The organism is Pseudomonas sp. SGAir0191, assembly GCF_002812565.2.
In the GTDB taxonomy this organism is placed as follows: domain Bacteria; phylum Pseudomonadota; class Gammaproteobacteria; order Pseudomonadales; family Pseudomonadaceae; genus Aquipseudomonas; species Aquipseudomonas parafulva_B.
Map to the genome: position 1 here is coordinate 5,028,035 of NZ_CP025035.2, position 21,776 is coordinate 5,049,810.

The 21,776-nt window shown below is 55.1% G+C and carries 20 protein-coding genes and 1 pseudogene; 14 read left to right on the forward strand and 7 right to left on the reverse strand.

From position 1 onward, the window contains the following. Nucleotides 1-394: 394 nt before the first annotated feature. From CWR53_RS22665 to CWR53_RS22675, 4 genes are all read left to right on the forward strand, one after another. Complete coding sequence (locus tag CWR53_RS22665) at nucleotides 395-2,092, forward strand: phosphoethanolamine transferase (RefSeq protein ID WP_100852544.1); 1,698 nt, start codon at nucleotides 395-397, stop codon at nucleotides 2,090-2,092. 117 nt (nucleotides 2,093-2,209) lie between these two features. Then, entirely contained in the window at nucleotides 2,210-2,338 is a 129-nt protein-coding gene (locus CWR53_RS23325) for a hypothetical protein (protein ID WP_003253468.1), read from the forward strand. Nucleotides 2,339-2,488: 150 nt separating this feature from the next. Further along, nucleotides 2,489-2,986, forward strand: coding sequence for a MarR family winged helix-turn-helix transcriptional regulator (locus tag CWR53_RS22670; RefSeq protein ID WP_100852545.1), 498 nt, complete (start codon nucleotides 2,489-2,491; stop codon nucleotides 2,984-2,986). A gap of 43 nt (nucleotides 2,987-3,029) precedes the next feature. After that, the gene (locus tag CWR53_RS22675) at nucleotides 3,030-3,554 is read left to right on the forward strand and encodes an arsinothricin resistance N-acetyltransferase ArsN1 family A (RefSeq protein WP_125921898.1); all 525 of its coding nucleotides are present in this window, start codon (nucleotides 3,030-3,032) and stop codon (nucleotides 3,552-3,554) included. On the opposite strand, the pseudogene CWR53_RS22680 reads toward CWR53_RS22675, so the two are convergent. Both CWR53_RS22680 and CWR53_RS22685 read right to left on the reverse strand, forming a co-directional pair. Next, nucleotides 3,529-4,572 (reverse strand): annotated as a pseudogene (locus CWR53_RS22680) (FAD-dependent oxidoreductase); the annotation flags it as partial. The gene CWR53_RS22675 and the pseudogene CWR53_RS22680 overlap by 26 nt on opposite strands. A 42-nt stretch (nucleotides 4,573-4,614) precedes the next feature. Next, a complete protein-coding gene (locus CWR53_RS22685) occupies nucleotides 4,615-4,953 on the reverse strand; it encodes a helix-turn-helix transcriptional regulator (RefSeq protein ID WP_100852547.1) in 339 nt (112 codons plus the stop codon). 115 nt (nucleotides 4,954-5,068) lie between these two features. Between CWR53_RS22685 and CWR53_RS22690 the strand changes: the two genes are divergently transcribed. The 8 genes from CWR53_RS22690 to arsJ are packed head-to-tail and all read left to right on the forward strand — an operon-like array spanning nucleotide 5,069 to nucleotide 10,932. After that, nucleotides 5,069-5,482: an arsenate reductase ArsC gene (locus tag CWR53_RS22690; protein WP_100852548.1), complete on the forward strand. Its 414-nt coding sequence runs from the start codon at nucleotides 5,069-5,071 to the stop codon at nucleotides 5,480-5,482. A gap of 8 nt (nucleotides 5,483-5,490) precedes the next feature. Continuing rightward, nucleotides 5,491-5,847 (forward strand): metalloregulator ArsR/SmtB family transcription factor, encoded by a 357-nt coding sequence (locus tag CWR53_RS22695; RefSeq protein ID WP_100852549.1) that lies wholly within the window; start codon nucleotides 5,491-5,493, stop codon nucleotides 5,845-5,847. 19 nt (nucleotides 5,848-5,866) lie between these two features. Beyond that, nucleotides 5,867-6,337, forward strand: a complete 471-nt coding sequence (locus CWR53_RS22700) for an arsenate reductase ArsC (RefSeq protein ID WP_100852550.1) — start codon at nucleotides 5,867-5,869, stop codon at nucleotides 6,335-6,337. An 18-nt stretch (nucleotides 6,338-6,355) separates the two neighbouring features. Then, nucleotides 6,356-7,417, forward strand: coding sequence for an ACR3 family arsenite efflux transporter (gene arsB / locus CWR53_RS22705; RefSeq protein ID WP_100852551.1), 1,062 nt, complete (start codon nucleotides 6,356-6,358; stop codon nucleotides 7,415-7,417). A gap of 3 nt (nucleotides 7,418-7,420) precedes the next feature. Continuing rightward, on the forward strand, nucleotides 7,421-8,137 hold the full coding sequence (gene arsH, locus CWR53_RS22710; protein WP_100852552.1) for an arsenical resistance protein ArsH: 717 nt from the start codon (nucleotides 7,421-7,423) through the stop codon (nucleotides 8,135-8,137). Between the two features lie 12 nt (nucleotides 8,138-8,149). Next, nucleotides 8,150-8,653, forward strand: a complete 504-nt coding sequence (locus tag CWR53_RS22715) for a dual specificity protein phosphatase family protein (protein WP_100852553.1) — start codon at nucleotides 8,150-8,152, stop codon at nucleotides 8,651-8,653. A 32-nt stretch (nucleotides 8,654-8,685) separates the two neighbouring features. After that, the gene (locus CWR53_RS22720) at nucleotides 8,686-9,690 is read left to right on the forward strand and encodes an ArsJ-associated glyceraldehyde-3-phosphate dehydrogenase (protein ID WP_100852554.1); all 1,005 of its coding nucleotides are present in this window, start codon (nucleotides 8,686-8,688) and stop codon (nucleotides 9,688-9,690) included. A 9-nt stretch (nucleotides 9,691-9,699) separates the two neighbouring features. Beyond that, nucleotides 9,700-10,932: an organoarsenical effux MFS transporter ArsJ gene (arsJ, locus tag CWR53_RS22725; RefSeq protein ID WP_100852555.1), complete on the forward strand. Its 1,233-nt coding sequence runs from the start codon at nucleotides 9,700-9,702 to the stop codon at nucleotides 10,930-10,932. Between the two features lie 154 nt (nucleotides 10,933-11,086). Here arsJ and CWR53_RS22730 read toward each other — a convergent pair whose 3' ends face one another. After that, nucleotides 11,087-14,065: a TrlF family AAA-like ATPase gene (locus CWR53_RS22730; RefSeq protein WP_100852556.1), complete on the reverse strand. Its 2,979-nt coding sequence runs from the start codon at nucleotides 14,063-14,065 to the stop codon at nucleotides 11,087-11,089. Between the two features lie 282 nt (nucleotides 14,066-14,347). Between CWR53_RS22730 and CWR53_RS22735 the strand changes: the two genes are divergently transcribed. Continuing rightward, complete coding sequence (locus CWR53_RS22735; RefSeq protein ID WP_100852557.1) at nucleotides 14,348-14,737, forward strand: antitoxin Xre-like helix-turn-helix domain-containing protein; 390 nt, start codon at nucleotides 14,348-14,350, stop codon at nucleotides 14,735-14,737. 639 nt (nucleotides 14,738-15,376) lie between these two features. Then, the gene (locus CWR53_RS23065) at nucleotides 15,377-15,715 is read left to right on the forward strand and encodes a hypothetical protein (RefSeq protein WP_162497242.1); all 339 of its coding nucleotides are present in this window, start codon (nucleotides 15,377-15,379) and stop codon (nucleotides 15,713-15,715) included. Here the strand turns inward: CWR53_RS23065 and CWR53_RS23630 are convergent. Genes CWR53_RS23630 through CWR53_RS22755 form a run of 4 tightly spaced genes read right to left on the reverse strand, consistent with a single transcriptional unit; the run spans nucleotide 15,665 to nucleotide 21,765 of the window. Then, nucleotides 15,665-17,197 (reverse strand): TniQ family protein, encoded by a 1,533-nt coding sequence (locus CWR53_RS23630; protein WP_100852558.1) that lies wholly within the window; start codon nucleotides 17,195-17,197, stop codon nucleotides 15,665-15,667. The genes CWR53_RS23065 and CWR53_RS23630 overlap by 51 nt on opposite strands. 19 nt (nucleotides 17,198-17,216) lie before the next feature. Further along, nucleotides 17,217-18,674, reverse strand: a complete 1,458-nt coding sequence (locus tag CWR53_RS22745; RefSeq protein ID WP_100852559.1) for an ATP-binding protein — start codon at nucleotides 18,672-18,674, stop codon at nucleotides 17,217-17,219. Continuing rightward, nucleotides 18,674-20,854 carry a Mu transposase C-terminal domain-containing protein gene (locus tag CWR53_RS22750; RefSeq protein ID WP_100852560.1) on the reverse strand — a complete coding sequence of 727 codons (2,181 nt, stop codon included), beginning with the start codon at nucleotides 20,852-20,854 and terminating at the stop codon, nucleotides 18,674-18,676. The genes CWR53_RS22745 and CWR53_RS22750 overlap by 1 nt, the downstream gene beginning before the upstream one ends. Then, nucleotides 20,851-21,765 carry a TnsA endonuclease N-terminal domain-containing protein gene (locus tag CWR53_RS22755; RefSeq protein WP_100852561.1) on the reverse strand — a complete coding sequence of 305 codons (915 nt, stop codon included), beginning with the start codon at nucleotides 21,763-21,765 and terminating at the stop codon, nucleotides 20,851-20,853. The genes CWR53_RS22750 and CWR53_RS22755 overlap by 4 nt, the downstream gene beginning before the upstream one ends. Nucleotides 21,766-21,776: the final 11 nt, after the last annotated feature.

Below are 21,776 nucleotides of genomic sequence, written 5' to 3' on the forward strand. Positions count from 1 at the left end.
TCAAAATTAGCGTACGACAAAACGAAGCTGGTTTGTTTATGAAATTTAATTTAATTCGCCAGATGGCATTGACTACTCAAAGAGTCGGACCTGTCCGATTTTTTATCATAGCCTGAGCATTTACAATCGAAAAAGTCATTATCGCGATTCTGTCAGCATTGTAATCGCGAAGTCATCATGACGTTATCGTGTGGCGGAAATAATGCGCCTAGCGAGAGCTAATTTCTCATTTAATCCTATGCCTCACACATCCTAAGCGTCCTCAGGCTAAGGGGATCAAGGTCTCTGGCGCTCTGTACGGCCTGATTCGCTCAGTGTCTGTCGATGGCTTGCCGTTTAGCTCCCGACTATTCATAACCAGCGCCATGGATGAGCAGCTCCCTAGAGTTTGATAATGACACCTTCTAAATCCATTGTTCACATCCTGTTAAGTAAATGGATCCATGCTATTCGCAAAGTTAGACAGGAAGGCATCAGCACCAATTTACTCATCGCGCTAGTAACTTTTTGGTTGTTGTTGTTCGCGAACGCTGAGCTTTGGCGTGTGCTCTGGCGCCTGGCATTCAACACTGATGAAGTTAACTGGTTGCTCGCCGCCAGCCTGCCAGTCGTAGTGTTCGTTTGGGTGTTCACCGTACTTAGCTTGCTGTCATGGTCAAGACTCGCAAAACCTCTGCTGTGCCTGGTGCTGATCAGCGCGTCGTTCGCCAGCTACTTCATGAGTGCTTACGGCATCGTCATTGATTACACGATGTTCACCAACGTCGTGGAGACCGACGTCGGTGAGGTGTCCGAGCTACTGAACTGGAAACTTGGCCTCTGGGTGGCAATGGTAGGGGTATTGCCCGTCTACCTGATCTGTCTGGTGCCCCTGCGACGCAAGCCCTGGACCAAAGCGTTGGGTAGCAGACTCATCGTCCTGTCGCTCGCACTGGTAACCCTTGCTGGTATCGTGCTGAGCCAGTACCAGTCTTATGCCTCCCTCCTACGCAACAATCGGGAGATCCGGCTCATTCTGGTTCCCACCAATTTGTTTGCTGCCGGTCATGGTTACCTGAAACGCAAGCTGGCCACACCGAAAGCGCTGACCTCCATTGGTACCGACGCCGTGGTGACCAGGCAGGGAGCGGCTCGCAAACCCAAGCTGCTGGTACTGGCAGTGGGGGAAACCGCACGTTCCGCCAACTTCTCCCTTAATGGCTACTCCCGCGATACGAATCCAGAGCTGGAAAAGCGCAATGTCATCAGCTTCTCGAATGTGAGCTCGTGCGGCACTGCCACTGCGGTTTCCCTGCCATGCATGTTCTTGGACGTCGGGAGGGATGAGTACAAGGACGGCTTGGCCAAGAGCCGAGAAGGGCTGCTCGATGTGCTTCAGCGGGCAGGCATCAGTGTCATGTGGACTGATAACAATTCGGGCTGCAAAGGGGTCTGTGATCGGGTGCCAAACCACAAGGCTACCCAACACGCAGATGCTCAACTGTGTACCAGCGACGAGTGCAAGGACGGGGTGCTGCTTTCGGAGATGGAGGACTTCATCAAGCGTCAGGAAGGCGATGCAGTCCTGGTGCTCCACTACAAAGGTAGTCACGGCCCGGCCTACTACAAGCGCTACCCCCCGCAGTTCAAGAAATTCGGGCCGGTCTGCGAGACCAATGAGCTCGACAAATGTAAGCAGCAGGAGGTGATCAATGCCTACGACAATTCGATCCTCTACACCGACTACGTGACGGCCGGGCTGATCGACATCCTGGCTGCGAATACCAAATTCGACACTGCGCTCATGTACGTCTCAGATCACGGAGAGTCACTGGGAGAGGGTGGTCTTTACCTGCATGGGCTGCCCTATGCGATGGCCCCAGATGAGCAAACCAAGGTGCCATTGGTGCTCTGGATGTCTGATTCTCTCGCGAAAAGCGAACGCCTCAATGTGGGCTGCTTGAAAGCACAGACGAGCTCGCCACTGAGCCACGACAACCTGTTCCACACCGTACTCGGGATGATGAGCGTCCAGACATCCTCGTATAGCTCAGCTCTGGATTTTACGGCCCCTTGCAAGACTTTGACCGGAAGCACCTACTCAGGCCTCTAATACGGACTGAACGCGTGAGGTCGACAGCGCTTCCACATCGAGCTGCTTTGACAGCAGCCAGAAGCTCGACTAACTACATAGCAGTACTCAACAACCCAAGCGGAAAAGGAAATTTGCATGAGCATCAAGCCAGGCCCTAAACGCACCAACGAAGATGGCACTCCGGACAAGAGGCAGCGGGTCACGCCTGAGAAGCAGAAGGATCACCCAGACCTGAAACCCCACAAGCATAAAAAGGGGGAGTAGGGCAGAAAAGCAGCTCTTCGGAGCTGCTTTTTTATCTGCATACCGATAACCCATCCGCGTAAACGATCAACCACAATCAATCTGCTGGTCAATGTTGATGACCGCGTTCTTCAACCATAACGTTGTGAGTAACAACTAATTGGAAATGCCATGTCGGATAAGCACAGCGGCGATCTCAGCCGGGATGCCGAAGATCTCTACGAGGCACTTGCCCAGCTGGTGCGCATTTACCAATTCAGGGATCGCGACCGCATTTGCTGCTACGACGTATCGGTCACTCAGTGCCACGCGGTTGAAGCTTTGGTGAAGCTGGGACCACTGCGTCTCCAGGTCCTGGCCGAGCAGATGTTCCTGGACAAGAGCACAGCCAGTCGTGTCGTCGATACCCTGGAGCGAAAGGGGTATGTCACCCGAGTAGAGGATCCAGAAGATCGTCGGGCGGTCCAGGTGCAAGCCACCGAAGCCGGCGGCGAGCTGTACGAGCGGATTCGTGCCAGCCTGATCGCCGAAGAGAAGGCAATGATCAGCTGTCTGCCGCCAGAAGTACGTCAAGGGGCCCTGACGCTGCTACGCCAATTGACTCGTGCTGCCAAACTACGTTGTGGCTTGGCCACCGAATGCTGCCCAGCCCAGCCGCAAAAAAAGTGAAACCTCTTTAACAAAGTTGTTCCATTTCACCAAAGGAAGCCGGATGCACATTCGCCTCGCTGAAACCGGTGATGTTCAGGCCATTGCCGAGATCTACAACCAGGGGATCGAAGACCGCAGCTCTACGTTCGAGACCCAGCCGCGTACTGAAACTGATATACAGCCGTGGGTTGCCGATATGTCACGCTATCCGGTGCTGGTCGTCGAGCTCGACGGGGCGGTAGTGGCGTGGGCAAACCTGAGCAGTTACCGCGCGCGTTCCTGCTACGCCGGCATCGCCGACTTCTCAATCTATCTTCATCGTGACGTCCGCAGACGTGGTATCGGCAAGCTGCTGCTCAAGGCATTGCTCAGCGAGGCAGAGGCACGTGGTTTCTGGAAGGTCCTTTCCCGCATTTTCACCTTCAACGAGGCGAGCCTCGCGCTCTGCCAGTCCTGCGGCTTCAGGACGATTGGCGTCTATGAGAAGCACGCTTGCCTTGAAGGCCGCTGGCTGGATTGCGCGATCGTTGAACGGGTGTTTCCGTCGAACCAACCCGTTCTAGATGACGGAGCAGTTGAGGCATGAGATAGCCCGCGTCAGTCCCTACCCCCCTGAGGGTTGCCGAGGCGAAGTTCCTTTGCTTGGGCAGCCCGACGAAGTACAGGCCGGGCACCTGATCTGCCACGCCGTCTTGCTGCAGGACACGACCTTGCCGGTCGGCGACTGGAAGCTGTGCCAGAAACGCCAGGTTCGGCCGGAAACCGGTGGCGAAGATCAGCGCATCGGTCTGATGGGTGGTTCCATCCGGCCAGACGACGCCGTCAGGCACCACCTGCTGGAACATCGCTTTGCGCTGGAGCCGCCCGGTATCCAAGGCCTTCCGGTACTTGCCGGTATCCAGCACAGGCGTGCTCTGGTCACTCAACCAGCGCGTGTGCTCCAACCGGGTGAATTTCAACCAAGTGTGAAAATCGAGTCCCAGAATCCGCTGAGGGAAGAAGCGGATCTTCTCGCGGGTAGCCAGCACTACCTGTGCAACGCCTGCAAGTTCATAGGCAATCTGAACAGCGGAGTTAGCTGCCCCCACAACGACAACACGCTGGCCGTCAAAGGCCTCAGGTGTTCGATAAGCCGAGCTATGCAGACAGTATCCTGAAAAGTTCTCCAGCCCAGGAATGTCAGGCATGAAAGGACGGCTGAAGCCCCCTGATGCCACTACCACAGCACGCGCAGTTAAAGTCGCTCCGTTGGCGGTGCGAATCTCAAATGCCTTGTCCTTAAGTACGACCGCCACCACACGGGTACCGCCCTGAAAAGGCAGCTGAAACTCGGCGGCGTATTTCTCCAGGTACTGCACCACTTCGTCTCGCAGCGGGTAGCCCTTGGGATTGCCAGGAAACGCCCGCCCCGGCAGCGCGGAGTACTCCGCTGGTGAAAACAACTGCAGGCTTTCGGAGTAGTTACGCCAATTCCCGCCTGGGGATGTCTGCTCATCCAGGATGAGGTAATCCAAGCCGTGCTGCTGTAAATGCCAGCCAGTCGCCAAACCTGCTTGCCCACCACCGATGACGACCACATCCAGAACGCGATTCGAATCATTCATATGTGCGCACTCATACATATATAAGAGCAAAAAAAGCCCGTGCTACGGACAGCAGATCGAAACCAGACCTTTGGTTCGCTGGAGCAGGCCTTCCAGTCGCTCGACGATCGCCCCACCATTCACTTCATAGAACACCTGCCGACCCACCTTGGTGGCCTTCACGATCTTGGCTTCATGCAATACCTGCAGGTGCCTGGAGATCACCGAGCGCTCCTGTGGCAGCTCTTTGGCGATTTCGCCGACATCCGCCCGGCCGAGCAAAAGTACGCGCTTGAAAACCGCGACTCTGGAAGGCTCGCAAAGCGCTTTGAAGAAGGTCTCGTCTAGCGACTCGATGGCGGCTTCGATGGCTTGAGCACGGAGATTTTGGTTGGTCGTCATGCAGCCAATATATGTGCATGAACGCGCACATGTAAAGCCACCCATCATCGAGGGGTTGCGATACATTCGAAAAAGCGTATATTCGAAAAACCATATACACTCAGGGTACCAAGTGATGACTGGCAAGACCCGCGTTCTGTTTGTTTGCACCGCAAACGCCGCTCGCTCCCAGCTCGCCGAAGCTTTGCTCCGGCATACAGACCCTGTTCACTTCGAAGCTTTCAGCGCCGGGACCCAGCCTGGCGAGGTCGACCCGCGTACCTATGCCGCCCTTGAGCACCTCGCTATCGATACCAGCGCTTTGCGCAGCAAGTCCATCGACGAGTTCGCAGGGGAACGGTTCGACTACGTGATTACTCTGTGCGACAAGGCAGCCCACGAGTGCCTTACGTTGCCTGCCTTCGGCGAGGCTCTGGCGTGGAACTTCGAAGACCCTGTGACCAGTGACAAACACGATGCTTTCCGACACGCGCTTCACGAGATCCATGAACGCATCAAGATGTTCGTCCTTGTGAAAACCAAACACTGAGTAACCCCATGACTGACTCGCTGACCCCCACCAAAGTCTTCAAATGCCTCGCCGACGAAAACCGCATTCGGATGATGCTGCTGATCGCTCGCGAGGAAGAACTCTGCGTCTGTGAACTGACCTGCGCGCTGCAAGAAAGCCAGCCCAAGGTTTCCCGCCACCTGGCGCAGCTGCGTACGTGTGACCTGCTGGAAGACCGCCGTCAGGGCCAGTGGGTTTATTACCGGCTGCATCCAGAGCTGCCCGCCTGGGTACGTGAGGTCCTGGCGACGACGCTGGAGGCCAACCACGAGTGGCTGAGTACTAGCACCAAAAGACTGGACACCATGGGTGACCGCCCACAACGCGTCGCCTCCTGCTGCTGATCATTGCCGAGAAAAACCGATGAAAGTTCTGTTCCTCTGCACCGCCAATAGCTGCCGCAGCATCCTCTCCGAGGCTGTTTTCAATCATCTGGCACCGGCCGGCATGAAGGCCTACAGCGCCGGCAGCCAGCCAAAGGGCGAGGTGCATCCGCTTTCCATCACCGCGCTGCAGCGTGCCGGTATCTCCACCGAGGGCCTCAGCAGCAAGTCCAGCGACGCGCATGCCGAGCTGGCACCAGACTTTGTCATCACCGTCTGCGACAAGGCCGCTGGCGAAGCCTGCCCCGTGTTCTTCGGACCAGCTGTGAAAGCCCACTGGGGGCTTTCTGACCCTTCGGACCTGCAGGGCAACACCGCCGAATTGGACGCAGCGTTCGACGTCACGCTTGAGCAGATCAAACGACGCCTCAAGGCATTCCTCGCGCTGCCTTTCGAAAAACTGGATGCCGCCCAACTCAAGGTTGAGCTGGCCCGCATCGGAACGCTCTGACGTTTAGGGAGATCCACCATGAGCAAAAGCCGACTTTCATTCCTCGACCGCTACCTGACGGTCTGGATCTTTCTGGCCATGGGCCTGGGCATTGGTCTGGGCAGTCTGTTCCAGGGTTTTCCAGAGTGGCTGAACAGCCTGTCGGTAGGCTCGACAAACATCCCCATCGCCATTGGCCTCATCGTCATGATGTACCCACCTCTGGCGAAGGTGAAATACGAGGAGTTGCCGCAGGTCTTCAAGGACAAACGCATCCTCACGTTGTCCCTGATCCAGAACTGGGTGATCGGCCCGGTCCTGATGTTCGGGCTGGCCGTTGTCTTCCTTTCCGACAAGCCTGAGTACATGACCGGCCTGATCCTCATCGGATTGGCGCGCTGCATTGCCATGGTCCTGGTGTGGAACCAGATCGCCGGTGGCAACAACCAGTACGTGGCGGGCCTGGTCGCCTTCAACAGCATTTTCCAGATCCTGTTCTTCAGCGTGTACGCCTGGATCTTCCTGGGCTTGCTGCCGCCACTGTTTGGCCTTGAGGGTAGCGTCATCGAGACCAGCTTCCTCGAAATCGCCCAATCGGTACTGATCTATCTGGGCATCCCGTTCCTGGCCGGTTTCCTGACCCGCAAAATTCTGATCAGCAGCAAGGGCGAGACCTGGTACCAGGAGTGCTTCATCCCGAAGATCAGTCCACTGACGCTCGTGGCGTTGCTGCTGACCATCGTCGCCATGTTCAGCCTGAAAGGCGACATGGTGCTGCAACTGCCGCTGGATGTGCTGCGCATCGCTATCCCGCTGACCATCTACTTCGTGGTGATGTTTTTCATCAGCTTCTGGATGGGCAAGCTGCTGGAAGCTGACTACCCGCGCACCACTGCACTGGCATTCACCGCAGCAAGCAACAATTTCGAACTGGCCATTGCCGTGGCCATCGCCACCTTCGGTCTTGCCTCGCCGGTCGCGTTTGCCACCGTCATCGGGCCATTGGTGGAAGTGCCGGTACTGATCTCACTGGTGGGCGTGGCCTTGTGGCTCAAGCGCCGCTGGTTCGATCAGCCATCTGGCGCCTTGTCTCAGGAGTAAATCATGACCGAACACCACATCCCCAATATCAACAACGATCTGGTCGACCTGCCGACAGAAGACAAACTGGCAGTCGAGCAAAAGTCCACCCACAAGCCTCGCATTCTGCTGCTGTACGGATCGACCCGCGAACGCTCGTTCAGCCGCCTGCTGACGGAAGAAGCCGCACGGCTGCTGGAGCACTTCGGTGCCGAGACGCGGATCTTCAACCCGACCGGGCTGCCACTGGCGGATGACGTGCCCGATGACCACCCCATGGTCAAGGAGCTGCGCGATCTGGTGCTGTGGTCCGAAGGCATGGTCTGGTGCTCGCCGGAACGCCACGGTGCAATGACCGGCGTGTTCAAGTCGCAGATCGACTGGATTCCACTGAGCATGGGCGCAGTGCGCCCCACTCAAGGCAAAACCCTCGCGGTGATGCAGGTCTGCGGCGGCTCGCAGTCGTTCAACGTGGTCAACCAGCTGCGCGTCCTCGGCCGCTGGATGCGCATGTTCACTATCCCTAACCAGTCGTCCGTGCCGAAGGCCTATCTGGAATTCGACGAGGCGGGCCGCATGAAGCCCTCTTCGTACTACGACCGTGTCGTCGACGTGATGGAGGAACTGGTGAAGTTCACCCTGCTGCTTCGTGATCGTTCCGACTACCTGGTCGATCGCTACTCCGAACGTAAAGAGTCGGCTGAAGACCTATCCAAGCGTGTCAATCAACGATCCATTTGAGGCTTTGTGAGCATGCAATTGCACCCGTATTCCGTGCTGGCTAATTCTGAACTGGTCGGCCAGCTGATCTTCACTCCGTGCCCAGGTACCAAAGAGACATCGGTATCTCAGGCGTTGGAAACGCTGCGCGAAGCCGGCGCGAGCGCGCTGGTAACTCTGATGCCGAGTGAAGAACTGCTGCAGAACGAAATCGATCTGCTTCCCGTGGAGTGTCAACTGCTGGGCCTCGAATGGTTCCACCTGCCGGTCGAGGACGACGAAGCACCCGGTGAGCCGTTTGCTGCCGCCTGGGACACTCACCGGGAACGCCTGAAAGAGCTGGTGATGACCGGTAAGACGATCGCCATTCACTGCAAGGGAGGCTCTGGAGGCACCGGCCTGTTTGCGGCCCGTCTGATGATCGAGTGCGGCATTCCTGTGCAAGAAGCTGTTGCCCAGGTCCAGGCCCTGCGCCCGCGTGCGATCCAGAACCCTGCGCACGTTGGATACATCAACCAGTTCAGCGACACCCTCTAACCTTTCGCTAATCGCGATTCGAGAACAAGAACATGGCTATCAAAGTAGGCATCAATGGGTTTGGCCGTATTGGTCGCTTGGCGCTTCGCGCGTCCTGGGACTGGCCGGAATTCGAGTTCCTGCAGATCAATGACCCTGCCGGCGACGCAGCGACCCACGCCCACCTGATCAACTTCGATTCGGTGCACGGGCGCTGGCATCGTGAGGCGAGTGCTGAAGGCGACTCGGTGATGATCGAGGGCAAGCGCATCAAGGTCACCGCGAACAAGACGATTGCCGACACCGACTGGTCGGGCTGCGATCTGGTTATCGAGGCCAGCGGCAAGATGAAGTCGGTGGCCGTGCTTCAGGCCTATCTGGATCAAGGCGTCAAACGCGTGGTGGTCTGCGCTCCGGTGAAGGAAAAGGGTGCACTGAACGTGGTGATGGGCGTCAACCAGCACCTGTTCGACCCGGCGCAGCACCGTATCGTGACCGCCGCCTCCTGCACCACCAACTGCCTGGCACCGGTGGTCAAGGTGATTCACGAGAACCTGGGCATTCGTCACGGTTCGATCACCACCATCCACGACCTCACCAACACCCAGAGCATCCTCGATACGCCGCACAAGGACCTGCGCCGCGCCCGTGCCTCGGGCATGAGCCTGATCCCGACCACCACGGGTTCGGCTACTGCGATCGCTGAGATCTTCCCCGAGCTACGCGGCAAGCTGAATGGTCACGCCGTGCGTGTACCGCTGGCCAACGCCTCGCTGACCGACTGTGTGTTTGAAGTCGAGCGCGAGACGACAGCTGAGGAGGTTAACGCGCTGCTGAAGGCGGCGGCCGATGGACCACTGAAAGACATCCTTGGCTACGAAGAGCGCCCCCTGGTGTCTATCGACTACCGCACTGATCCACGCTCCTCGATCATCGACGCGCTGTCGACCTTGGTGGTCAATGGTACACAGGTGAAGATATATGCCTGGTACGACAACGAGTGGGGCTATGCCAACCGTGCGGCAGAACTGGCACGACTGGTCGGCGCGGCGGAGTAAACGGCGATCATGAAGGCGTTGTCAGCCCTATCTGGGGAAGTGCGTCAGTACCTGCTGATTACCGGCAACTACTGGGCCTTCACCCTCACCGACGGTGCATTGCGCATGTTGGTGGTACTGCACTTCCATTCGTTGGGCTACACGCCGCTGCAGATCGCCGCGCTGTTCCTGTTCTACGAAGTGTTTGGCGTCATCACCAACCTAGTGGGCGGCTACCTCGGCGCCCGCCTGGGGCTCAACCGCACCATGAACATCGGCCTGGGCATGCAGGTGCTGGCCTTGCTGATGCTCACGGTTCCGGCAGCCTGGCTGACAGTGCCGTGGGTGATGGCCGCCCAGGCGCTGTCCGGCATCGCCAAGGACCTGAACAAGATGAGCGCCAAGAGCTCCATCAAGCTTCTGGTACCGGATAGCCAGCAAGGCACTCTCTACAAATGGGTGGCCATCCTCACGGGCTCGAAGAACGCGCTCAAAGGCGTGGGCTTTTTCCTCGGCGGAGCATTGCTCGCGTTGCTTGGCTTCACGCTGGCGGTGCTGGTTATGGCAGCAGTACTGGCCCTGATCTGGATCGGCAGTCTAGTGCTGCTGAACAGGGACTTGGGCAAAGCCAAGGCCAAGCCGAAGTTCCGCGACATGCTGTCCAAGAGCCGGGCCATCAACATCCTTTCGGCTGCACGACTGTTTCTCTTCGGTGCCAGGGACGTCTGGTTCGTCGTGGCGCTGCCGGTGTACTTGAGCACCGCGTTTGGCTGGGACTTTTGGCTGGTCGGTGGCTTCTTGGCCGCGTGGATCATTGGCTATGGCATCGTCCAGTCGTTTGCTCCTCACATCACCGGCAAGAAGCGCGGTCATGTACCCGACGGTCGAGCGGCCTTTATCTGGGCGATCGCCCTGGCTGGATTGCCCGCGCTCATTGGTCTGGGCCTATCGGCAGGCTGGTCGGCCCAGGTAGTGCTGCTCGGCGGGCTGATGCTGTTCGGTGTGCTGTTCGCGGTGAACTCATCGCTGCACAGCTACCTGATCGTCAGCTATGCCAAGCAAGACGGCGTTTCCCTGGACGTAGGTTTCTACTACATGTCCAACGCATTGGGCCGGCTGATCGGCACGTTGCTTTCAGGTTGGGTGTTCCAAGCCTCTGGCCTGGAGGCATGCTTGTGGATTTCCAGCACGTTCGTATTCGCTGCTGCACTCATCTCGATAGCACTGCCAAAGCAAAGCAATACGACCAGTACCTTGGCCTGAGGTCGCTCACTACAGCCAGCAGACAGGGGAGTCCTGGCCACAGCGCCGGCTTAGGCGCTGGAGCCAGGAGGTCCATCGACGATGCGATAAAGTCCAGAACTTCCCGGCACGTGCGTGGCAAGCAACCGCCAATAAACGCTCGCCACGCCAACCCCTACCTTTCCAAGCGTACCCGCAACCGTCTGGCACGCTCTTGGAAAGCGGTATCACCACCTTCCAAGATCTCACACACTGCTGTCCGGACTTCACAGTTCTCAAGGCCGCCCGAAACATACGTGATAGGCGGTAAGCCGCCTGGAGTATTGGGCCCCGAGGATGCCACGATGATCTGATCAGCATCAGTGTTGATCACTAGGTTGGCATTGTGCGTCACCATGATCACCTGACGTTTCGCTTTTGCCGCGATAAATAGGTCGACCAGCTCATCGAAGACCGATTTGGGATCGAGGTTCTCCTCCGGCTGGTCAATGATCAGGGGGCGATCATCCGCATCATCGAGCGCGAGATAGAGCAGTAGCAGTACGATCCCGCGCGTGCCAGGTGAAAGCTTTCTAATATCGATACCGTCGTACAGGATCTCGTAACTGACAGTCATGTGGTCGGTGCTATAGAGCCAGGTAGCGAACTGCTTGGACCAAGCGCGGAACTCCGCCTGCTGGGCTTGTGCAACCGGAGCATGATCAATGAAGTGCTTGCGATATTTGTCCATGAAGGCTGCCATCGCCGCTTGGATGTCCTGAGCCGAACCAGTCTCCCAAGCTGCTTTGAGATCCTTCGTAGCCGCGGTGATCAGCGACCCGCGCCCGTTGAACGGTCCTGCCTTGCGCCGATCAAGCAGCTTCTCTTCACCAATTTCACCCCAAGCGGCGACGTCGGCAGTCCGTCGAACCAAGATGCCTAGTTTTTTCAAGGTCCCTGAGGATTCGCCAAGACGAGCCATTAAAGGTGCATAGAGATCGGCCAAGGCATCTTGCTCATTGATGATCGCCTCAAACACCCGGCCGTACGTCTCACTGCGTTCAGCCTGCAGTGCTTTGCGGCGGGCTTCCGCCCCTTGAGCATCTGTGAGCTTGGTTTCGAGAGCCTTGAGCGTCGCGTTTTCCTGAGTAATACGGTCGGTCAACGCCTTGAATTGCTCTTGAATAAGCTTATCTGCGCTGAACAACGCTTCAAGGCGGGTCATTTCAGCAGCGATAGGCGCCAGAGGAAGCGTTGCAAGATCCACAGTGTCGGCAATCAACGGGACCAGAGGGTCACCGGGTACCGGTGGTACTCCACGTAGCTTGATGATCTCCTGATCAGACCACTGAATGTATCCGGCAAGACTCTTGTCGACATCCCCCTTGTAGACCAGAAGAAACTGTTCCCATTGCTCCTGTCCTAAACCACTATTGGCATGTCTGGCTTGAACCTGCCGGAGCATTTCGGGCGCTCCAGTGGCCCGCATACTCTTGACCTCGTCTTGCAGGGCCACGAAGGTCCGCCGCTGACTGCTGTAGGCCTGAATCCGACTGCGCATCTTCTCTGCGGCCGCGCTAAGCTGCGCATGCCGTGTCGCATGAGCCTCTGTGCCCTGAACGACGAGCTTTGCCAAGTCGACAGAATATCCAGCGATCTGCTGTTTTTTCTGCGCAACCTGGAAGCCTAGCGAGGCAACCGAGCTCTCTTTCTCAAACTCAGTGGCGATTCGCTCCGAGATGTCATCTATCGCGGCAGCCTCTCGATCCCTCGACTGCTGGAAACGGCTTGTCAGCTGTTCTCGCAGCTGTTCAAAGTCAATCGCCCCGTCTCGACTGTCGGGGCTATGGGAGTCAAAAATTACCCGCTGGATCTCATCAACGAGGCCGTCTGACATGCCCTTCGCGGAGCACAACTCCTCGACGAACTGCTGCGAGAGGTAACGAGCTCGCGGGAAGGCCATATGCCCGTTGGCATCTCTTCCATCTAAAGCGCGCTCAACCGACGCGCCACCTCCCCAGGTCAGGGTCGTAGAAGCGTTGCCGATCAACCTACGAGCACGGGCCAGAAATGACGCACTACTATTTTCGTCCGCGTCCCAGCTCTCTTGGGTGATCGCATCGCAGCCCGCAGCGATAATGTCCGCCAGCGCCGTTTTTCCCGAACCTCTCGCCCCAATGATGGCAACAAGGCCTGGATTGAGCGGTATATCTGGAGTCGCCGCCCAGTCCGCGCGGTTTATCCTCACGTGAGAAATGACCTGGGACGGCAGCGCCGATCGAGGCGGCAACTCGCCTACATAGGCTCGTCCCTCTGGATCGATGCATGCTTGGCGAAGAGAATCAAAATCCAGCGCACCTTTGATCCAAGAAAACCGGTTATCCACCGGCTGACCAATTGATTTCTGGTCATGTGAATCACTGCCATGAAGGCATGGCTTGCAGCCACCATAACGAAGGCGCAGGTCCTCAGCCGTCATGGCAGGTCGCTGGCCGAGCCAGAATTCACGCTGGGCCGGATGGCTGGAAAAGATGATGTGAGCAAACTTCTCGATTTCTTGCCGCAGGGTCGCATCGGCCGCCTGTCTAACCCCGGACGTACCGTCACTCGCGTTACCCGCGACAGCGACCAACGTATTTTTTTTGGCCCAGTCGCTTTCCCCAAGCACCTTTCGTAGCTGGTCAAAATTGACCTTGAACTGCGTCGCCCCATGCCGCAACGCCGCGAGCTCATCCACAATCAAGGGATCTGCACACTTACCGAGCTTGATCAGCTCTTCTCGCGTGCAATCGAAGCGGTCACCGAAGGCATGGAACTGGAGCCGCTTGAGGATGCGCTTGATCTCATCTATGTGATCGGGATCTTCAGGACTGACGAGAAGGTGAAGGTTCACATAACCCGTTTTGGCGAACACATCCAGACGAAGCTCGATGTTGGGGAAGATGAGCTGAACCCCCGGCAAACGGCCGGCTTCTTTGTGCTTGAGAATTTGCTCGTAGGTGTCCGTGACATAGTAGTCAGTCACAGCGATCGCTTCGACTGCAGGCTGTAGCCCTTCAAGGGAGCTGAGGTAGGCCTCCCACGGATCGTTTGAGCCAAACCGGTTATTAAGAACCGTACCAGGAGCGTGGATATGCGGCTCCCACCGATGCCATTCAGATCCCCTGCTAATCATCTGAAGCCCCCATTGCCGTAGTCTCCATACCTGGACCGCGAAGGTTTTATCGGAGCTTAAACGAGAGCGATGGGTGTTTCCTATGGCTATTTGATGGCGCTGCGCCATGTCCTTCCCACGTGGTGCTCGAGCTGGTCGCTTTCCAGATGAGACGGACTAGTGAGCAAATGATCGGGAGCTTATGCTTTGAACAACGGTTCGCGGAATGTGAATAGCGCCTGGCATATCAGACCCATGCGCCATGGTCCGGAGCGGCATCGACGACAAAGGAGGCGGTTTTTAGTGGCGATCTCAAGTGAGCTCACTCATGATCAACAGGCAGTAGCCCTAAAAACCGCGCTGCGGGTGCTCGAGGAGTGGAATGCCACTCATGATCAGGTGTGCAGCATCCTCCGCATCTCGCCGTCTTCGCGAAAGCGTATCGCCCACCACCCTGACGCCGTGCTGCGCCTCGACACTGACCAATTGCAGCGTGTCAGCTTGGTGCTGAACATCCACGCCGCCTTACGAAATACCTTTGACAACCAAGCGAACGTGAAGGGTTTTCCTTCCATGAAGAACGACAATGCCTTCTTCCAAGGTCGTTCCCCCTTAGAGGTGATGTCAAAAGGAAGCCTCATCACACTGTACGAAACCTACAAGCGGCTCGATCACCTCCAGTGGAGTGGCTAATACCCAGCGCACGCTTTCGCGGGTAGCAGACCGCAGATCCATCGAAGGGGATGCTGAGGTCCCATTGAGGTGATCCCAAGTCACCGCGGAAGTCACTGATGTACTATCTCCCATCTACTTTTCTCAAGAGAGTGTTGCTTGCTACCAAAAAATGCACCGGTCACAGAGCCATTCGATGAGGAATACTTTGCGTCGACCATCTTAAGAAACAATGAACTCTGCGGGATAGTCGAAAACGAGTCCCGGTATCTTGAGATCACCGAGTTCGAGTTGAATGTATTGAAGTTAGGAGACACTAGGGCATTTCGCGGAATCTTTGGCCCTGATGCCTTGAGCAGGCATACTCTCTATCCGATAGCTATATTGTTCGATAGGGTCCGATACCGATCCGCGTCTGTACTGCCCAGGGGACCATTTAGGGTATGCGCTCAATGTGTCATTGAAGATGTGCAGCGCCTAGGTACCGCCTATATACACCGCACCCATGTAACTCCAGGACCGCTGGGCGTTGAAGTATGCCATCGACACGCATCGCCCTTGCTGGAGAACTGCCCTACCTGCAAAGTAACATTGCAGCGGCACAAGATTACGAAGCTAAGTTCATGCCTAACCCATGAGCGCTATGGCAAGGCGCATGCGGTGCAAAGCTCATCCGAACATAATTATTCTAAATTCGTTTATGACGTACTGAATTTACCATCCCCCGAAGAGTTTCGAGTTTTTTCCATCCCCGCCATAAATCGTTCTCTGGAGGTTCACGGTTATGAAACTCCATCAATTAGTAGCTATTTCCAGTTTTGTATAAATGAAGACCCTACCACGGCGATTGATGAACGGATTTACTTGCAAGCTGAAGCCGCCATAAAAAGTTCGCCTCGTACACCTATGCAGTTATTCACTCGGGTCGCATATCTCCTGTACGGCAACCTAGACAATTTCATGACCGCTATGAATGCCTGTCGCGCCGACAATGATTGACGCAACTTCACTCTCCGCCAGATGCAATACTCTTATGTTAGCCTGCCTGAATAGGCTGGACCGAGTAATATTCACATTTTTCATAGCTAGGAAACGAGCGGCCCAGTGTAGCTTTCTGAGCTGATGATCATGCCGGCTTTCCAAACACGCCTTGATGAACGCCGTAGACCTGGGCAGCTTCCGCTGCTGTCGAAACGCATCAGGAGGTACAGATAAGACGCGACACAGAGCCGCTAGTGAAATAAGAACTGGCCTACCTGGCAACGCGTATAAGTCATCCAAAGCGCGTGACAACCTTGCGACTAGCTCACGGTCTCTCCCGTCCCAGTCAATGTTATCGTTAACTGCCAAACGCTTCGCATGACAAGAAATATAGTTTCGGAGCCATGCCCGGTCGTGACGATATAGCCAAGTATAATTTTGCGCCTTCTTAGCTGGACCTATAGCGTAGCTTGTAGTAAAGGATTGTCGTCTAGCGACCAGCTCAAAATGGGGCGCAGGCGACGCTTGAGACACGGCTTTGAGTAACGGAGCAGGGCAAAATTTCACACTTTCAGCATCGTCTTGGATTAGGCATTGAAGGTCTACACCAAATGAATTGAGGAAAACATAGAAAAAAATGGGGTGATGGCTTGAGGCGCGTGCCCGTAGCAAATTGAATGGCCAAACTACTTTTTCACCGTGGAGCTCGAACAACCTGCAAAATTCGTCTCGTGGCGGATATAGCTCAGTAGCTTCTAGAAAATGCTCTGCAAGCATGCCAGCACGCACCCTCCCACGCGAAATATACCCAGCTCTGTCTAAGACGAATAAAAGATAGCGGGCCTGAAGCAGGCTGGAGATCGCTCGAGGGTGGGACCTCCCCCAATCCACGATGTCTGCAAGCTTCGCAAGCCGGCAGAAATACGCAGTAGGCGCAGACTCGATCTCCTCACGTCCCCGAAGCCGAATCACATCTGAGGGAAGAAAAAACTGGTTGAAATAGCCGAACCGTGGGTCGGATAGAACGCGCTGCAGGGAGCAATGATGGACCGGGCAGACATGTACGCCAGTGGCTTGGTGACCGACATGCCAGTAAGACACCCCATGTACCGAAACGTCCACGGCGACACATCGGGGGCAGTATTGCCGGACGCGGAACCGCTCAAATCCAGCTGCTGTGATACCCAACGTCATCTTGAGCCCATCAGACTGGGCCGACTGCATCAGCTGCCTGGCCCGCCTGGCTATCCCAGGGGAAAGAAAAGGCTCGAAGTATGGAAGTAGCGTATGGCTGTCCGCCAGGCCGCCAAAGCCTGACGAAGCTTCAAGGCGGCTCAGATAACACGGCAGGTCAGATGCGTAGCTGCGAGTGACGCTCCCAAACAGATCAGTCAGCGTCCGCCGGACCCCGACACCTCCAGAGATCTGATGGTAACGGGTTACCAGGCTGGTGATAGTTTCATCTGGAAGGGGCGTAGGGAAGTTCAGCACAGAAGCCATATCATCCCGCTCCCTACCATCACCAAAGATCTATTTTGCCGTCCAATGTAGTAAAGCCCTTCTCGGCAGCAGTGGCTTCCCAGTCATCGGATTCCGCGATCTGCTGCGCGTCGCTAACTACCGAAGGATCAGCCACTGCAGCCAAATGGCCGCGCCTGCGACCAGCAGATTTCTCGGCTGTGTCAATCGACAGAGGGTCGGCCAGAGGGGTACGGTGAATAAGCGATCCAGCTCGCCGTGCCTGGCGCAGATGAGCCGCAGCGAGCATCTGCGCCACTTGTTCACGGGCCGGCATCATGTCTTCGAAATCGCCGATTTGTAGTGGATCACGGCTGCGTAGAGCCTCTATGGGCTTATGCAGAATGATCATCTGCCGTTCATAGACTTTTCGGTAAAGGGCGGGGGTAATTTTCTCGTCGTTCGATAGTGCGTACCACTGGGTTAGCATCATCAATTTCGCTAGGAAATCAGTATTCCCCTGGCTCAGGTCGTACAATGTTTCGTTAAGCTCGGGCGTGAATTGGACCAGCTCCCTTGTCCAATTGTAGGCAAGGAAGGTTTGTACCAAGGCACTCCATTCGTCGTCGTCGATCCGAAACCGATCAAAGTAATAATCGCTCATGCCAAGGGCACGCCTTGCGTTTCGAACAACCTTGGAGAAAAGTTTGAAGGTGGAGTTCGTGCCGGAATAAACTAGCGGTATGCCCGAATCATTAGATAGGGTCAGGAAAAAATTGAGAATGCGCTGCTTTGCTTCAGTATCAGCTAACAAATTTAGATTCTGTAACTCGTCAATAATTAAAACGCCCACATTGAAACTGCGGCTGAGCTGACTGACGTGCTGAAGCAGCATACTGACACTCGCTCTTGGCTTCATGTACCTATCAGTATAATCACTGCCGATTGCTGCATCGAGCGCAGCGAAAAAAGCAGCACACAGACCGCGCGGGGAGCCATCGTGAGGACAATCAATTTTTAGCCAGACAACCTGCGTCCTATTCAAGGCCTTACCGGCATATCGCTTGTGGACAATCACTTGAGGATAGGTCTTGACCACGCTGTTTAGCATTGTGGTTTTCCCCATGCCACTCAACCCAAAAATTGCGAGCGAGGATGCAGAGGATTTGAAGCCGCAATGCCGTAGTTGAGAATCGTCAGCTGCATGAAGCATGGCCACAGCGTTCCGATCAAAGGGGTTTCGAGCAGTGTAGCCTGCCCTAATCAGTTGGCTTAGGGACGCTTCGAACTGAAGATGCAGTTCCATAGGTACAACAATGTCGCTAATACGGCTAACGCAGTGCGCTCTGAGCTTTGCACTCAATGTCATCTCTGCCGCGCTGGGAAATTCGGGAAAATTGCAGAGCAGTTCGCCTATAGCCTCATCTTCATGGATGGCGGGAAGCGCCTCTATCAGAGGGTTGCCGTCATAATGAGCGAGCCCGGTCGGAGTGTAGATCGCAGCAGATGAGCGAAGCATTATTCAGGCCTTTTGAGCTTGGAGGAGATCAAACTCAAAACGACCTTCTTGCGCGCTGTGGGCTCGCGCGTCGAGACGTCTTGATCCGATTGCTCAGCGGAAGGTGGCGATGAGAGCGCCAAATCGTCGGTCTTCAATCGCGATAGATCAGCACTGTCTGCTGCCCGAAGCACCACTACCTCTGAACGGCGATTAACTAACTTATTGGCCTTTGCCGCAGCTTTGGATGGCGGAGCGGGCGAGGCCTGTTTCATTTTTTTCGCTTGCTGGGATATTTCATCGTTGGCATCTCTTGTCCGAGCTGCTTTGTTGAGCCGGTCGTACTCTTTGTCAGGTGATACTTGCTTCAAGATCGCAATCCGGTCTTCAACCTCCTCTAGCCGAAAACCGCTATATTTTTCCTTCAGGTACTCAACTACTTCCAAGCGAACGAAGCCCGCCCCATCACGGATCCAAACATTATCAACGCTATTTGGGTCATACCAAACCTTCAGCCGCTGGACGCCGAAGTTATGAGCTTTGGCAAACCATTCCTCGCGCTGAGCCAGGGCGCAGGTGTAGTACACCCCTTTGAAGTAAATACCCGCTCGGCGTACGGTTGCTAGCGCGGAGGGTAATAGACCAATCTTGATCTCCGTATCCGTGCGAGTCTTTAGCCTCAGGAGATTATTCTCCATTCCCCACTTCCAAATATCGATCGGATAGAGATCTATCTCATCCCGGACCATATCGTTAGTGGCGAGATGTGGTAAATGTAGGGTGGAGTTGTGGTAGAGGATTTCATTAATAATGATTGACGTGAACTGATCTAAATCGTACTGAGCATCCAGCTGATAATCGCGATCCCCACGCTCGTTTCTTCGAGCGTCGACGCCACCCGGCATGAACTTAAGGCTAAGCCCTTGATTAATGAGCTTGAAACGACTCTCTACGATGGACTTCCAATCAGGCCTGTAAGGGGGCGCAATTTTCAAAATCACATCAAGGGTGTTGGAAAACTCCTCGCCTGCATGACTAAGCAGCTCCGCCCGGTCTGCTGAAACCTCAGCCGGGATGTGATGGCACGGCCACTCATCTTCATCGATTGTTATGCCATAGCGCTTGCAATAATCCACTTTGCTTGTAAATGCGTTGTATAACGCATGGCGAGCACCCTCCCAGCTTGGACCTTCGAGTCCGACGTGTACTCCCACAATCATGCGCGAATAGGCATCCACTACAATATAAAGTACAGGCCTTCCTATGATCCAATTTCTATTCACACGGTGGACGAGATAAATATCTGCAATAGTGGCGTCTATCTCGTATCGATGAGCCGGGCCGGATACACCATCAACAGCACTACCTTTAATAGCGCGATGGTCTTTAAGCCAACGAATCTCACCGGCGTGGGACTTCAGTATAGACAGACGATCGAAGTATTGACCCGAGTATCGTCTGAACTGGGTTATGGTCGGATGTTTACCGCGTTTGACATCTCCGACAGTCCCATCTGAATGTATCTCTCGATAATAGTTTTGGATCATCCAGTCGAAAGATTTCTTAACTGAAGACTCCTGTTTGTTGACATACCTTAGAAAGGACGTCTCAATGCAGATCAGGTCAAAGTCATTGATTCGTATCGCTCGATCCTTCTTGACGATTCCACGGTAGAGCGGCGGCCTCCCTGGTTGAGCGCCCTCCTTGTAGACCTTCCGTTTTCCTGGGGCGCCCCACTTGGTCGATTGCCAAAGGAATACGTTTTTGGACTGACCATGCGCCCAATATCTATAGAGTAGCCTATAGATCATCACTCGCGAAACGTTCAGCCTAGCCGCATGGTCAGCTACGAGCTTACCGAAGCCACCATCCACAAACATATCGCCGGCGGTTTTATCTACGACGATGTCTTTAATAAGCTTCCATGCTTTTTCGCGTGACAATTTTTCTTTATCACTGAGCTCGTCCTCATCCTTAAGCATGTATGCCGCAGGGAGGTCCTGCTCAACTCGGAGGATTCCCTGCTCCAGCTCGTAGGAAATCTCCTCAATGCCGATCACGCCTGGCTTCTTCAAGGGGTACTCAAGCCCAATGATCAGCGCCTGCCCGGTACTATGGTTAATATCTATAATCCTTGAGACCGACTTTATTAAGGCGGATTCGAGTACCGGGACTAAGACATAATTAATGGGCAATTTCACAACGTGACCTCACCGAAATATACCGCTGTGGAGGGCACTGTTAGCCCCATCAGAGGCTTAGATATTCCAAGTTCGAACTCATCTAAATTAACTATGATTCGCTTATGCCAAATAAGATAAAAAACTAGCTCTTTTACAACCGAGTATTCTATATATACGTTCTGACTGATAAGCCTCAACAATCGCCTCAGTGAAATACGCTCTACTTCGACTGGGTCGGCAGCACTCAGGAACTGCAGAATCTTCTTGACGTTGTTGTCAGATGCAATAGACAAAGGCAAATTGGCATAGCTTCGAATGATGATGAGATTCTTGATCTTCATGTGTGGAAGATCTTCGAAGAAGCATAGCTTCGATTCGACTCCACGCCGCGCCCAATACTCTTTCTCGATTTCTTGCTTTTCGAAGATGCGCTTTCGCTTTTCGACAGAAGCGTTAGCTATTTCACTTCGATATTTAAGTGAAATTGCGACAAGCGTCGTCGCATCAGCTCCAGCGCGGGTGTAGCTAAGCATGAAGTCTGCGGTGTGAACGAACGGCACATCCGTACCGATATAACGGGCGGGCTTGATATTTTTTTGCAACGCGATGGAGTGGGTCTCATCGTAATCAAGCAGCGGGAACTGCTCACGGATGTCCGTGATGTCTTGATTGAACTCCATCAGGACGAAGAAACTGAATTCGCCATTGGACAAGCAGTGATGCCCGCGAGCGACCCGGACTCCAGGCACGACTCTGGACGTGCCCCTGGAAGGAACCGACCGGATTTTGAGCCAGGGCCGGTAGGACTCACGTTCACCGCTGCCGACGCCTTTTTTGATCAGCTTCTCGAGGTAATCCCTGCTAACAAGCTTTCCCCGACGCGGATTGAAGGCCGCGGGAGGTGTCGGATTGGGCTGGGAGGGATTCATAGCGGCGCCAG

Bases quoted from the DNA above. Each gene is read 5' to 3' on its own strand.
- CWR53_RS22665 (WP_100852544.1), top strand. From the start codon at position 395: ATGACACCTTCTAAATCCATTGTTCACATCCTGTTAAGTAAATGGATC.
- CWR53_RS23325 (WP_003253468.1), top strand. From the start codon at position 2,210: ATGAGCATCAAGCCAGGCCCTAAACGCACCAACGAAGATGGCACTCCG.
- CWR53_RS22670 (WP_100852545.1), top strand. From the start codon at position 2,489: ATGTCGGATAAGCACAGCGGCGATCTCAGCCGGGATGCCGAAGATCTC.
- CWR53_RS22675 (WP_125921898.1), top strand. From the start codon at position 3,030: ATGCACATTCGCCTCGCTGAAACCGGTGATGTTCAGGCCATTGCCGAG.
- CWR53_RS22685 (WP_100852547.1), bottom strand. From the start codon at position 4,953: ATGACGACCAACCAAAATCTCCGTGCTCAAGCCATCGAAGCCGCCATC.
- CWR53_RS22690 (WP_100852548.1), top strand. From the start codon at position 5,069: ATGACTGGCAAGACCCGCGTTCTGTTTGTTTGCACCGCAAACGCCGCT.
- CWR53_RS22695 (WP_100852549.1), top strand. From the start codon at position 5,491: ATGACTGACTCGCTGACCCCCACCAAAGTCTTCAAATGCCTCGCCGAC.
- CWR53_RS22700 (WP_100852550.1), top strand. From the start codon at position 5,867: ATGAAAGTTCTGTTCCTCTGCACCGCCAATAGCTGCCGCAGCATCCTC.
- arsB (WP_100852551.1), top strand. From the start codon at position 6,356: ATGAGCAAAAGCCGACTTTCATTCCTCGACCGCTACCTGACGGTCTGG.
- arsH (WP_100852552.1), top strand. From the start codon at position 7,421: ATGACCGAACACCACATCCCCAATATCAACAACGATCTGGTCGACCTG.
- CWR53_RS22715 (WP_100852553.1), top strand. From the start codon at position 8,150: ATGCAATTGCACCCGTATTCCGTGCTGGCTAATTCTGAACTGGTCGGC.
- CWR53_RS22720 (WP_100852554.1), top strand. From the start codon at position 8,686: ATGGCTATCAAAGTAGGCATCAATGGGTTTGGCCGTATTGGTCGCTTG.
- arsJ (WP_100852555.1), top strand. From the start codon at position 9,700: ATGAAGGCGTTGTCAGCCCTATCTGGGGAAGTGCGTCAGTACCTGCTG.
- CWR53_RS22730 (WP_100852556.1), bottom strand. From the start codon at position 14,065: ATGATTAGCAGGGGATCTGAATGGCATCGGTGGGAGCCGCATATCCAC.
- CWR53_RS23630 (WP_100852558.1), bottom strand. From the start codon at position 17,197: ATGGCTTCTGTGCTGAACTTCCCTACGCCCCTTCCAGATGAAACTATC.
- CWR53_RS22745 (WP_100852559.1), bottom strand. From the start codon at position 18,674: ATGCTTCGCTCATCTGCTGCGATCTACACTCCGACCGGGCTCGCTCAT.
- CWR53_RS22755 (WP_100852561.1), bottom strand. From the start codon at position 21,765: ATGAATCCCTCCCAGCCCAATCCGACACCTCCCGCGGCCTTCAATCCG.